General features: G+C 37.8%; 10 protein-coding genes. 8 read left to right on the top strand and 2 right to left on the bottom strand.

Annotated elements, in window-relative coordinates; translation table 11 throughout:
* Positions 1-20: 20 nt before the first annotated feature.
* Complete coding sequence (gene serC, locus EG365_RS03840; protein ID WP_001203182.1) at positions 21-1,100, bottom strand: 3-phosphoserine/phosphohydroxythreonine transaminase; 1,080 nt, start codon at positions 1,098-1,100, stop codon at positions 21-23.
* 379 nt (positions 1,101-1,479) lie between these two features.
* Between serC and EG365_RS03845 the strand changes: the two genes are divergently transcribed.
* The 8 genes from EG365_RS03845 to EG365_RS03880 all read left to right on the top strand — a co-directional run bounded on the left by EG365_RS03845 (position 1,480) and on the right by EG365_RS03880 (position 10,395).
* A complete protein-coding gene (locus tag EG365_RS03845) occupies positions 1,480-2,967 on the top strand; it encodes a TolC family protein (RefSeq protein WP_001142049.1) in 1,488 nt (495 codons plus the stop codon).
* 12 nt (positions 2,968-2,979) lie between these two features.
* A complete protein-coding gene (locus EG365_RS03850; protein ID WP_001070881.1) occupies positions 2,980-4,101 on the top strand; it encodes an HlyD family secretion protein in 1,122 nt (373 codons plus the stop codon).
* 63 nt (positions 4,102-4,164) lie between these two features.
* Entirely contained in the window at positions 4,165-5,235 is a 1,071-nt protein-coding gene (locus EG365_RS03855; RefSeq protein WP_000258022.1) for an ABC transporter permease, read from the top strand.
* Entirely contained in the window at positions 5,232-6,323 is a 1,092-nt protein-coding gene (locus tag EG365_RS03860; RefSeq protein ID WP_000657696.1) for an ABC transporter permease, read from the top strand. The genes EG365_RS03855 and EG365_RS03860 overlap by 4 nt, the downstream gene beginning before the upstream one ends.
* 264 nt (positions 6,324-6,587) lie before the next feature.
* A complete protein-coding gene (locus EG365_RS03865) occupies positions 6,588-7,382 on the top strand; it encodes a ChbG/HpnK family deacetylase (RefSeq protein WP_001140944.1) in 795 nt (264 codons plus the stop codon).
* Positions 7,379-8,359 carry a glycosyltransferase family 2 protein gene (locus EG365_RS03870; RefSeq protein ID WP_001022410.1) on the top strand — a complete coding sequence of 327 codons (981 nt, stop codon included), beginning with the start codon at positions 7,379-7,381 and terminating at the stop codon, positions 8,357-8,359. Before EG365_RS03865 ends, EG365_RS03870 begins: the two co-directional genes overlap by 4 nt.
* Entirely contained in the window at positions 8,359-8,739 is a 381-nt protein-coding gene (locus EG365_RS03875) for a GtrA family protein (RefSeq protein ID WP_000494036.1), read from the top strand. The genes EG365_RS03870 and EG365_RS03875 overlap by 1 nt, the downstream gene beginning before the upstream one ends.
* A gap of 9 nt (positions 8,740-8,748) precedes the next feature.
* Positions 8,749-10,395: an ArnT family glycosyltransferase gene (locus EG365_RS03880; RefSeq protein WP_001188108.1), complete on the top strand. Its 1,647-nt coding sequence runs from the start codon at positions 8,749-8,751 to the stop codon at positions 10,393-10,395.
* 51 nt (positions 10,396-10,446) lie between these two features.
* On the opposite strand, the gene gyrA is transcribed toward EG365_RS03880, so the two are convergent.
* On the bottom strand, positions 10,447-13,161 hold the full coding sequence (gyrA, locus tag EG365_RS03885) for a DNA gyrase subunit A (protein ID WP_000116444.1): 2,715 nt from the start codon (positions 13,159-13,161) through the stop codon (positions 10,447-10,449).
* Between the last annotated feature and the right edge of the window lie 229 nt (positions 13,162-13,390).

Below are 13,390 nucleotides of genomic sequence, written 5' to 3' on the forward strand. Positions count from 1 at the left end.
GGCTTTATTCATTTTATGACTTAACCATTACGTTTAGCAAAATCATCCATAAAGCGGATAAGCGCCTGAACGCCTTCTAATGGTACAGCGTTATAAATACTTGCACGCATACCACCTACTGAGCGGTGACCTGCCAAGTTCAATAAGTGATTTTCTTCAGCTTCTTTCAAGAATTGCTTTTCTAATGCTTCATCTGCCAAAGTAAATGGTACATTCATAATTGAACGATTTGGAATGGCAATCGGGTTATTATAAAAGTCGCTTGAATCGATATAACCATAGAGTAACTGAGCTTTTTCAAGGTTAACTTTATGGATAGCATCTACCCCACCCTGCTCTAGTAACCATTCAAATACTAAACCAGACAAGTACCAAGCATAAGTCGATGGTGTATTTACCATAGAGCCATTCTTGGCTTGATCAGCATATTTTAAAATGCTTGGAATCTCTGCTTTAGCTTGATCCAGTAAGTCATCACGGATAATAACAATTGTTAAACCAGCAGGACCAATATTTTTTTGCGCACCTGCATAGATGAGACCAAATTTCGAAACATCAAGTGGAGCAGATAAAATGCTTGATGAGAAGTCACATACCAGTGGTGCTTTAACATCAGGAACACCAGCAAACTGTAAACCGCCAATTGTTTCGTTATCGGCATAATGGACATAAGCTGCATCGTCAGACAAGTTCCATTCGCTTTGCTCAGAAATGGCGAACTTACCGTCTACTTTAATACCAGCTTCTACAACATTAATATCGCCATAACGTTTTGCTTCTTTTAAAGCTTTTTCAGACCAAATTCCAGTATGGATATAATCTGCTTTGTTATTTTTTCCAAGCAGGTTTAAAGGAATTGCTGAAAATTGTAATGACGCGCCACCTTGTAAAAATAGCACTTTATAGTTTTCAGGAATATTCATGAGCTTACGCAAATCTGCTTCAGCTTTTTCCGCAACAGCAACATAGTCAGCACTACGGTGACTCATTTCCATGATGGATAGACCCTTACCTTGCCAATCCAACAATTCTTGTTGAGCTTTTTCTAAAACGGCAGTAGGTAATGCAGCAGGACCAGCACAGAAATTGTACGCGCGCATGATTTTTCCCTTGTAAAAGTGAAACACAATAAAAAAAGGCATTTAACCACAGATTGCTTAAGGTTGCAGCAGCTTCTCTAGTAAATATTTCAATGCTAGGGCGTGTTTATGCCTATTTTTTCAATAACTATTTTATTTATTTCATTGCTTTCACTTATTTTTTTATAAGTTTTATTAAATAAAGTTCAACTTGACTTGTGAATATAGTTTCCCATACTGTGGTGAACATATAAAAACTTGCTGTATGATTTTCCATCAAGCAAAAATAACCTCAAAATCATTTTGTGCTTTTATACAATTGTATAATAAACAATATGATAATTGAATTTAATAACAAGAAATTTAAACTATAAGGGATGATCAAAAATTGTTATATAAAATGCCAACACATCAATATCGACAGTCTAAACGTCCTTTTTTGTTTAAACCCAATTACCTTGCGTTGGTATTGGGAGTATTAATTGCAACGCCTATTTATGCGCAAAGTTTAAGTTATGCTGAAGCAGAACAACAGGCTTTAAAAAGCTCATACAGCACTCAAGCCAACCAAGCATTACAACAAGCCTCTCAGTTAGAAGCCGAAGCGGTAAAAGGTTTAGGACTCCCCAGAGTTGATTTAAATGTGAGAGCATATGCTTTTCATAGTGAAACAGATGTACCCTTAGGCTCTTTTAAACAAAAACTTGAAAATGATTTAAGCCAAGGACTCAATGATAAATTATCCCAGTGGAACAATGTCATTCCATCAGATGTTTTAGGTCAAGTTCAGGAAGGCTCAAACCAAATCATACATGACGGTATAAACCGTTTTCCTGACTACGCTAATTTGACTGTAGAAGACCAAGTAGTCCGACCATCTATTTCAGTGGTGATGCCGCTCTACACAGGTGGGTTAACAACTAGTGCAAAAAAAATAGCTAACATTCAGGCTCAACGCTCCGAGCTTTCAAGCCAACAACAACAAGATATCCAGCGCTTCGAAGTCGTACAAAGTTATTTTAATGTGCAATTACAACAACAACTGGTCGCAAGTAGTCTATTTAACTTTAATGCAATGCAAAAACATTACAGCAATGCGTTAAAGCTCGAACAGCAAGGTTTTATTAGTAAAGGGCAACGTATGCAGTTTGAAGTTGCTCGTAACAATGCCGAACGAACTCTACAAAATGCGCAGGCAAATCTGAATGCTAGCCAATTTAATTTAAACAATCTTTTGCACCAGCAAAATAATGCTGATTTAAGTACTCCTCTTTTTGTAAATACTGTTCGTAGCCAATCGTTAGAATCTCTTTTAAGCAGTTACTCTCAAAAATCTAGCCTTGTGCAAAAAATGCAGTTAGACACTCAATTGGCAAATGCAAATATTCAGGCTCAACAAGCAGCAAAAAAACCCAGTCTTTTCGCTTTTGGTGAGTATTCACTCGATGAAAATGAAAACTGGATTGTAGGTGTTATGGCAAAATACAATCTTTTTTCTGGCGTAGATAAAAATAAGAATATTCATGCTGCCGAGTTAAAACGTTATGCTTCAGAACTCATGACTGAACGAACTAAACAAGAGATTGAAGCATTATTGAATAAGTCTTATAACGAGCTCAATTCAGCACAGCAAAGTCATACGCTATTACAAAGGAATATCAGCGCAGCTCAAGAAAACCTACGTATTCAGGAACTTTCTTTCCGAGAAGGCATGGGTACAGCGACTCAAGTGATCGATGCACAAAATGCATTAAGTGCTTTAAAAACAGAAATGGCTTTAAATGCTTATAAATATGTCATGTCGCTCGCAACTCTGTTGCAAAGCCATGGTTCTATGGACCAGTTTAAAGCTTATGTGACTCAACCACACACTGACTATATTCGCTAATGGGGGCATAACATGAATCAAGACTCAGCTCATTCAGAACAAAATTCTCCTGTTGCGGGTACGGCAGAAACTCACCAAAATCAGCAAAATACTCAAACCGACAATACTCAAGAAGTAAAAACGAGTAAAAGTGATTCTCAACCTCCTAAAAATTCGAAAATTAAACTAATTATTGCGGTCGTGGTTATTGCTCTATTAGGATTAATCATTTTTGGTTTGTGGAAAAGCTATCAACCTAAGCCTATTGAATTACAAGGCCGAGTTGAGGCTGAAACAGTTCATGTCAGTACTAAGGTTCCGAGCCGTATTGAAGAAATTTATGTGCAAGAGGGCCAGAAAATTTCCAAAGGTCAGCCCCTTGTTCGTTTAGTTAGCCCTGAAATAGAAGCTAAAAAACAACAAGCTTTAGCCACCCTACAATCAGCTTTGGCATTTCAATCTACGGTAGACCGAGGCTCTCAACAGGAAAATATTGATACTCTTTATGCCAATTGGCAGAGTATGAAAGCACAGGCAAACCTTGCTAAAACCACTTATCAACGTGGAGAAAATTTATATAGACAAGGTGTTATTTCTCGTCAAAGACGAGATGAGATGTTAGCCGCACAGACTTCTGCTCAAGAGTTAAGTGAAGCAGCTTATCAACAATATGCTCGAGCAAAGCGCGGAAGTACCAGTCAGCAGAAATCTACAGCGGATGCACAAGTTGAGATTGCAAAAGCCGCGGTAAGTGAAGCTCAAGCACTTGAGGCAGAAACTCGTTTACTCGCTCCTATTTCAGGTACAGTTTCAAAAACTTATGGCAAACCTTCTGAACTCGTTGCTATGGGTGTACCTGTTGTCAGCATTTTAGAAGATGATGATTTGTGGGTCAGTTTAAATGTCGGTGAAAACCAATACGCTTCTGTTTATAAAAACAAAACGCTGGAAGGTTTCATTCCTGCACTGAATCAAAGTGTGATGTTTAAAGTGAAAAATATTGATGCCGAAGGCGAATTTGCCACCATTAAAACCACACGTCAGACCGGTGGTTATGATATTCGTAGTTTTAAATTACATTTGGTGCCTGAGCGTCCTGTCAAAGACTTAAAAGTGGGCATGAGTGTTCTATTTAAAATTAAAGAAGAAAAATAAAACATGTTTGCCAGCATATTACGTGAACTAAAATATTTAAGAAGCAATAAATGGGATTTGTGTATGGTGACACTCATCCCTGCTTTTATCATTTTTTTGTTTAGCAGCATGTTTTATGCAGGTAAAGCTGAACATTTACCCATTGCCATTATTGATCAAGACCAGAGTGAACTAAGCCGTAATATTGGAAAGTATCTTTCGCTAAATCATACAGTCGATGTAAAAACAATTACTACAAGCTCAAGTGAAGCCGAGAGATTACTCAATGAAACCAAAATATGGGGTTATATTTTTATTCCGGATGGTGCCGAAAAACGTTTTGTGAAAGCTCAAGATGCGCAAATCAGTATTGCTTTTAACCAATCTTTTTTTAGTGTCGGGAACACGATTTCCTCGGCGATGTTAGTCAGCACTCTCAATGCTTTAGCAGACTATGCTGGCCAGAATTATCTTGCAAATAATATTCCCTATTTAGATGTACCTACAGCACACGTCAAAATTTCAACGCTTTATAACCCAAGCATGAGCTATGAGTTCTATTTAGAACCCTTCATGGTTCCAGCCGTATTACATTTATTACTATGTTGCTGTGTGGCATTTGCTATTGGACAAGAAATTAAACGCGGCACACTAACACAGTGGGTGAACCGAGAGAGTTTTATTCAAGGCTTATTGTCTAAAAATTTGCTGTATAGCTTTATTTTCTGTTTCTGGACTTGGTTATGGATGTTTTGGCTGGTTGAAATTCGAGGCTGGTTTGTAGCAGGTTCACTAAGTTTCTTATTAGCTGCTCAGTTCTTACTTTATTTTTCTTATGCTTTAATTAGTAGTACCGTCATTCTCGCGACCAAAAATTTAAGTAAAACTTTTGGTTTTATTGCAGTATATGGCGGATCTTCTTTAAGTTTTGCAGGCGTTACTCTACCTTTAAATAATGCACCGATTTTCACTAAATTTTGGTCACTGATTATTCCGTACACCCCTTATGCAAAGCTCCAGACCGAACAATGGGTGATTGGAAGTCCACTTTTCATTTCGATGTCTCCCTTCTTAATACTTATTGGCTACTGCCTTATTTATTTCTTTTTAAGTTGTTTGCTGCTTAAAAAACTGGTTCAAGGAGCAACATCATGAAGGAATTTTTAAAGGCTTACGTTCAAACATTTAAAGATATTGTGAGTAACAGTTCAGTTTTCACAACACTTATTTTATCCGTCATTCTTTATAGCTTTTTTTATCCGACAGCCTATAAAGCTGAGCGCGCAGAATCAATTCCAATTGTCATTGTTGATGAAGAACAAAGTCTTTTAACTTCTCAAGTCATTGGTCAAACAGCCAATAGCCCTCACGTTAAAATTGTTGATGTCACTGCTAATTTTCTTGAAGCTGAACAAATGGTTCGCGAACAAAAAGCCGATGGTATTTTACTTTTACCAAGCAATTTAACGAAGAGCTTACGCCGCGGAGAAACTGGCGGAATCGGCTTATACTTAAGCACAACCAACTTTTTAAAAACTAAAGAAATTGGGTTAGGTCTTGCCACTTCTATTGAAGCAACCTTAAAGGAATATATTGAAAGGTTTGGACAACGTACACACTTCCAGCCTGCTCTTTCTATTCACCAAATGCCTTTATTTAATACGCTTTCAGGCTACGGTAGTTATATTTTTCCTGCAGTTGCATCACTTATTATTCACCAAACAATTGTGTTAGGACTGGCCATGCTGGTTGCAAGTTACCGCGAACAACATGAAAAAATTACCCCTATTCGTTTTGCAGGAATTTTTGCCAGTATCTTTACAATTGGTTGTTTAGGAAGTTTTTATCTTTTTGGTTTTACCTTGTGGTTCAATGACTATCCACACGGTGGAAACTTTGTCGGTTTGCTAGTCGCTGTTCCTATTTTTATTAGCTGTGTAATTGGATTAGGTATGCTGATTGGCTCACTTTTAGATATGCCGGAACGTGCCGGACATATTATTGTATTTAGCTCAGTTCCTCTTTTCTTATTAACTGGCGCCGCCTGGCCTCATCAAGCCATGCCTGAATGGTTGCAATGGTTTGCTTGGTGTTTACCCTCTACACACGGCGTACAGATGTTTGTACAACTTAATCAAATGGGCGTGCCTTTAAATGTCGTGGTCCCGAAATTAATTTTTCTTGCGACTATTGGGGTTATATTTTTAATTACTGCCTATTCACGTTTAAAAGTATTTAAATAAACTTATTTATAGGCTAATCAAAGTGTACAGATTATATTTTTATTTACTATAAAATCTTATAGTTAAAGCTTATTTCTTAAAAAAATTGACTTAAATTTTATAAAAAATTAAATAAATTCAAATAATTAATTTACATCAATTGTCATAAAACCTTAAGAAAACTTTAAGTTGGAATTAAGGAAATTTCTCCATATTAAAAACGTATAGTTTTTCAGCAGCTAAGCAGAATAATTCTGTAACCCTGCCCTATGGTGGAATTTAGATATGGCAAAGGTGTGCTATTGCGCAGATGACTTTGCAATGAATGCAGAAATATCTGACGCAATTATTCAACTTATTGAACAAGGTGCGCTTCAAGCCACCTCATGTATGACCCAATCTGATTTATGGGAAACTGCTGCTGCCAAATTAAAACCGTTTAGTGATCGAGTTGATATCGGTTTACATTTAAATCTTACCCATACTTTCGCTTCGGGTAATCTGGTTTTTCCCTTACCTATGCTTATAGTCCGAGCATGGTCTGCAAGTCTTAATCGCGAATTAATCACTCAATGTATTGAGGAGCAATGGGACTTATTTGTTTCAGTATTAGGAAAACAACCTGACTTTATAGATGGTCATCAACATATTCATCAATTTCCATTTATACGTGATATTTTGCTGCAATTACTAAAAGAGAAAAAATTTACGGGTTGGATTCGAAATTTACAACAGCCGATCAATCCCCCTCATTACCGTTTTAAAACTCGTATGCTCTCAGCATTAGGTTCTAACTCTTTGGCAAAAGCTTGCCAGACATATCACTTTAATCAAAATGGCCAATTTGCTGGCATCTATGATTTCAAACTGACCAATTATGGCCAACTCAATCAATATTGGCTTGCGAATGCAAAAGACCATTTACTGATTATGTGCCATCCAGCACTTGCACAATCAAAGGATCAAGATCCAATTCAACACGCCCGAATTCAAGAATATCAATACTTCAGTTCGGATCAGTTCCAACTTGATTGTCAACAATACGGTATCCAGCTCACCAGACTAGGGGCAATGCAATGAATATAAAACCCTTTTTATCCTGCGTTGTTCCAGCCTACAACGAAGCAGAGAATTTAAAAACCTTTATTCCTGCTTTAGCAAATAGTCTAAAACAGCAAAATCTTAGCTATGAAATTATTGTGGTAGATGATGGAAGTAAAGACGATACCATTCCAATTTTACAAACAATGATTGAGGATTATCCTTTAGTTGTGCTGGAGCTTTCACGGAACTTTGGCAAAGAAGCAGCTTTAAGTGCCGGTTTAGACCATGTGACTGGTGAAGTTGCTCTACTGATTGATGCTGATTTTCAACATCCATTTGAAGCAATTCCAACCATGATTAATCTTTGGAAAAATGGTTATGACATGGTCTATGGTATTCGTAATCGTACAACCGAATCATGGCTTAAACGTGTTTTAACCCAAGCTTATTACCGTATTTTAAACTTAAGTTCACCTATTGATATTCCAGAAAGTGCTGGAGATTTCCGACTTCTTGATGCAAGAGTTGTTGAAGCCATCAAACAGTTACCAGAAAAAAATCGTTATATGAAAGGCCTATATGCTTGGGTTGGCTTTAAAAGTATAGGCATTAATTTTTCTGAGCAAGAACGTCAACATGGCCGTTCTAGCTTCAACTTAAAATCTCTTTTTAACTTAGCCATGTCAGGTTTAACGGGTTTTTCTGATTTACCTTTACGCGTATGTATTTACTTAGGTGCAATTCTAGCCTTAGGTGCGATGAGCTACGGCGTATGGATTATCATTAAAACTTTGATTGAGGGAATTTCCATTCCAGGCTGGGCAACACTTGCGGCAGGTATGACGCTATTAGGTGGCATTCAATTGTTATTCATAGGAATTTTAGGTGAATACATTGGCCGCATTTATGCTGAAGTTAAAAACCGCCCAAAATATATTATTTCTACCGAACATTCTCGTACTAAGCAGGAACATTCAATCACCCACCAAGAAAATACGTTCTCTAGTTTCTAATGTTTACTCATATTCTTCAGCTTGCACGGTTTACTACTACAGGGACCGCAGCAGCACTTACTCATTATAGTGTAGCCATGCTTCTATTTAAGAAACATGTTGCACTGCAATATGCCAATTTATTGGCTTTTCTTCTCGCCTATTGGGTGAGCTATTTTGGGCACCGCGTTTTTACGTTTAAAGCGCAACATCTTACGCATCGGCAGACTCTCCCAAAATTCACGTTGGTTGCTGGCTTAGGTTTTTTATTTAATGAAAGTTTTCTTTTACTTTCAAACCTCTATTTTAACGTACCTGTTTCAACCTTAGTGTGTACTGCAATTGTTCTGACATCTATGGTGACTTTTTTACTTAACCGTTTTTTTGCATTCCAACATTAAGGATTATGTATGCAGCAATGGCTTCGTAGTTCCAAATTTTTATTAATATTCTTACCGATTTGGCTATTTGTTTTGTCTTGGATTAGACCCTTATCTGTACCAGATGAAGGTCGCTATGGAGATATTAGCCGTACCATGTTCGAATCTGGAGACTGGTTAACTCCACGAATCGATGGCTTACCTTTCATGCATAAGCCTCCTTTACTACATTGGTTAAGTTCTATGTTTATGGAGCTTTTTGGTGTGCATGTATGGGTGTTACGTTTAGTACCTGTTTTGGCTGGTACCCTCATGTTAGTGGGATTATTTTTATTCGTAAAAAAGCATATTTCAGAAAGCGTTGCACAACTTACCGTTATTATTTTAGCCACTAACCTGCTTTTTTTTGGTAGTAGCCAATATATTAACCATGATTTACTGCTCGCCTCTTGGATCACCATTAGTGTTTTATGTTTTGTTGACTTCACCATTTCTGCACAGAAATCTATTTTATTTTTAGGTTATATCGCTGGTGCAGCAGCCTTCTTAAGCAAAGGTTTAATTGGGATTTTAATTCCCGGGATGATTCTTTTACCGTGGTTAATTTACACCAAGCAATGGAAGAAAATACCTTCTCTTCTTAATCCATTGGCTATCTTGTTATTTCTACTCATCGTTAGTCCGTGGCTCTACTTAGTACAAAGTAAATATCCTCAATTTTTACACTATTTTTTTATTGATCAACAATTTAATCGTTTTAGTTCAAAAGAGTTTAATAACAAACAGCCATGGTGTTTTTATCTGATTATTTTATTTGTCAGTTTTTTACCATGGCTTTTTGCGAGTAGATTTACGTCTATAAAAACCATTTTTAAAGATTATAAATCATGCTCTTTACTTGCCCTATTTGTATGGTGGTTTGTTTCTGTTACGGTTTTCTTCTCTATTCCGCCTTCTAAGCTAGCAGGCTATATTTTACCTGCTGTTCCGCCTCTTGCCATTTTCTTCGCGCTTGTGATGAATAAGGTTCTTGAAAGCAGTAATAAAACCAGATTGCAGACTTGGGGTATTCCTGTATTTACTATACTTGTTGGAATTGGCGTTAGTGCAACACCACATTTTATTCGTGCACATCAGCCTTTTTTCCAAAACCAAGCCATATTTATTTATCTCATTGGTGCCTTATTAATTGTGCTTCCACTTGTGTTAGTTGGGCTATATAAAAAACAGAAATTGAAATATTTGACCTATATTTTTATAAGTTTAATTGTTCTATGTAGTGCAGTCCCATTTGCTGTTCGTATTTTAGATACCAAAAACAATGTAGGCCAAACAGATTTTGCTGAGTACATTGCCCCATCTACAAAAATCGTTTTCTACAATTATTATTTCTATGATGTTCCATTCCTTTTAAAACTTAAGCAGCCCGTTTATATCGTAAACCAATGGGATACTGTACATTCAGATAGTGCCTCTTTAGAAATTAAAGATGGTTTGTTATTTGAACCGCAACTCAAAAAGTACTTGTGGAGCGAACAGCAGCTTCAAGATGCTCTAATGCAAAAACAAGATCTGATCGTGATAAGTCAACCTCATAATTTTGCAACTAAAGACCCGTCAGTAAAAACTTTGCATTACAGAAACTATGATGTGTTTATTTTCCATCCCTCGAAATAAACCAGAAATAAAAAAGGAAGCCGAAGCTTCCTTTTTTTATTTTAAAACGTTTTACTCTTCAGAAGTATCTTCATTATTAGATACAGCTTCTTCGCTATCAGTTTCAGTCGTATCTACTTCACCTTCAAGAAGTTCTTCTTCGTCTTCTACAGCTTCAATTGAAACTACGCCAACGAGCGTTTCTTCTTCGCTTAAACGGATCAGACGAACACCTTGAGCATTACGGCCTGTCATTGCAACTTCTGCAGCACGCGTACGAACAAGCGTACCACCATCAGAAATTAATAATAACTCTTTGGTTTCATCAATAGAAACTGCACCAACTAGCTCACCGTTACGTTCACTTGTCTTGATCGCAATAACACCCTTACCACCACGTTTCTTGGTCGGGAAGTCATTTACTGGAGTACGTTTACCATAACCGTTGGCACTCGCGCACAGTACTTCGCCTGTCTCAGGTACAACAACAAGCGATACGATGCGACTTACTAGACTTGAATCTGCTGAATCATCATTATCATCTGAATCATCATTTTCAACATCTGCATCTTCTTCACTTAAGGTGCTGCTTGCAAAGCTTACACGCATACCACGTACACCTTTCGCTGTACGACCCATTGCACGTACGTCAGTTTCAGCAAAACGAATTGCTTTACCTTCGTTAGAGAACAACATGATTTGCTGATTACCATCAGTAATCGCAACACCAATTAAGGTATCTTCTTCATTAAGTTCAATAGCACGTAGACCATTTGAACGAATGTTTGCAAATTGTTCTAACTCAACACGCTTAACCGTACCAGAAGCTGTCGCCATAAACACATAGTGGTTTTCCGGGAACTCGGTTAACGGCAAGATTGCGGTTACGGTTTCTGTTGCATCTAGTGGTAACAAATTCACGATTGGACGGCCTTTTGCCCCACGTGATGCTTGAGGAACTTCAAAAACTTTCAGACGGTACACTTTACCCACGTTGGTAAAGCAAAGTACGGTCGCATGGTTCGATGCCACAATCAGATGTTGAATAAAGTCATCATCTTTCATTGAAGTCGCAGACTTACCACGTCCACCACGGCGCTGTGCCTGATAGTCTGAAAGTGGTTGAGTTTTTGCATAACCCGTTTGTGAAACAGTTAATACCACTTGCTCTTCAGGAATCAAATCTTCACGGCAGAAATCCACACGAGATTCAACAATTTCGGTACGACGTGCATCACCATATTGTTGTAAAACTTGTGCCAACTCTTCGCGAATAACACCCATTAACAAGTTAAAGTCATTTAAAATTGCAGTAAGTTCAGCAATTTGACCTAAAATTTCAGTATATTCCGCATGTAACTTGTCTTGTTCAAGACCAGTTAAACGGTGTAAACGTAATTCTAAAATTGCGCCTACTTGTGTTGGTGACAGACGATAAATTGAATCACTTAAACCAAATGGACGATTTGGATCTTCACCTTCAATTTCATCTGGGCGAACAGAAATTGCACCAGCTTTTTCAAGTAGTGCAACAACGCCACCACCTGCCCACTCACCCGCAAGTAAACGCTCACGCGCTTCAGCAGGGTTTGCAGAAGTTTTGATGGTTTCAATAATTTCATCAATATTGGCTAAAGCAACTGTCAAGCCTTCCAAGATATGCCCACGTTCACGTGCTTTACGTAATTCGAACATGGTACGGCGTGTCACAACTTCTTGGCGGTGACGAATAAATGCCGCAATAATATCTTTTAGATTCATCAATTTTGGTTGTCCATTGTCTAGACAAACCATGTTGATGCTGAATGAGTTTTCAAGCTGGGTATTTAAGAATAAGTTATTTACAACGACTTCTGCGTTTTCACCGCGTTTCAAGTCAATTGCAATACGCATACCTTCTTTATCAGACTCATCACGAAGTTCTGAAATACCTTCAAGCTTTTTCTCTTTTACTAACTCGGCAATACGTTCAATAACTCTTGCTTTGTTTACTTGATATGGAATTTCAGTAAAGACGATGGTTGTACGACCTGTCTTTTCATCTTCTTCGAAATGGTATTTACCACGAATGTGTAAACGACCTTTACCGGTACGGTAGGCATCAACAATACCTGATTTACCGTAAATAATACCGCCTGTAGGGAAGTCAGGGCCGGTAATGTATTCCATCAATCCTTCAATCGAGATATTCGGATTGTCAGCATAAGCCAAACAAGCATTCACAACTTCTGTCATGTTGTGTGGTGCCATGTTAGTTGCCATACCTACAGCAATACCAGCAGCACCGTTAATTAACAAGTTTGGAACACGTGTCGGAAGTACTTCAGGGATACGTTCCGAACCGTCGTAGTTATCTTCCCAGTCAACTGTGTCTTTTTCTAAATCTGCAAGAAGCTCATGTGCCAGCTTAGTCATACGGACTTCGGTATAACGCATTGCCGCAGCGCTATCACCATCGATCGAACCGAAGTTACCCTGACCATCAACCAATAAATAACGTAAGCTAAAGTCTTGAGCCATACGAACAATGGTTTCATAAACAGCTAAGTCACCATGCGGGTGATATTTACCGATTACGTCCCCAACGACACGAGCAGATTTCTTGTAGGCTTTGTTATAGTCATTGCCCAATTCGTGCATGGCATAAAGCACACGACGGTGAACAGGTTTAAGACCGTCTCTCACATCCGGCAATGCACGAGATACAATTACACTCATCGCGTAATCTAAATATGAATGCTTGAGTTCGTCCTCAATGGCAATCGGTCGGATTTCCGATACGCTCATGCATACTCCTTCTTACAGATAGATATTTCTATCCGTTTATATGTCTTGATCTTGCAAAAAATTTAGTTCCGGAAAGTGAACTAAAATCGAAAAAAATATAGCTGTATACTATAGCATAAAAGCGCTCTGTAATGTGCGGAATCTACACTGCCAATCTGGTGATATTTGTATAATTTAATTGCATATTATTCTACTCTTTTAGCTGCAATCATTATCTTCATGCCTAATC

Source organism: Acinetobacter sp. FDAARGOS_494 (assembly GCF_003812225.1).
Taxonomy (GTDB): Bacteria; Pseudomonadota; Gammaproteobacteria; order Pseudomonadales; family Moraxellaceae; genus Acinetobacter; species Acinetobacter baumannii.